This window comes from Streptacidiphilus pinicola (genome assembly GCF_003258295.1).
In the GTDB taxonomy this organism is placed as follows: Bacteria; Actinomycetota; Actinomycetes; order Streptomycetales; family Streptomycetaceae; genus Streptacidiphilus; species Streptacidiphilus pinicola.
Genome location: NZ_QKYN01000226.1, coordinates 1 through 328, shown reverse-complemented (window position 1 = coordinate 328; position 328 = coordinate 1). Strand labels below are relative to the sequence as shown.

The 328-nt window shown below is 71.6% G+C and carries 1 protein-coding gene; it reads right to left on the bottom strand.

Annotation, left to right across the window (positions count from 1 at the left end):
• The coding region (locus DN069_RS37900; protein WP_116513723.1) for a WCX domain-containing protein at positions 1-328 on the bottom strand (328 nt) is incomplete at both ends.

The following is a 328-nucleotide window of genomic DNA, read 5'->3' as shown; positions in this document are numbered from 1 at the left end:
CCGCCCGCAGCCGGGCGACGACATCCGCCCGCAGCTCCGCGGGCTCCAGCACCACCACGTTCGGGCCGTACTCCACCAGGTCCGACGCGAGCCCCAATCCGTAGGGGAGCTCCAGCTCGTCCCACTCGGCGTCGACCGGCAGGGCGGAGATCGCCTTGGCCCGCAGCGGGAAGCCCGCCTTGCGGCGAACCTGGACCCGTGCCCGCTCGGTCGCGCCCTCGCCGGCGAACCGGGCGACGGCCTGCCGCACGTCGACGTGGTCGGGAACCTCTCCGATGAAACGTCCGCCCTTGCTGCGAACCTTCCCGTCGTTTCCCTTTTCACACAT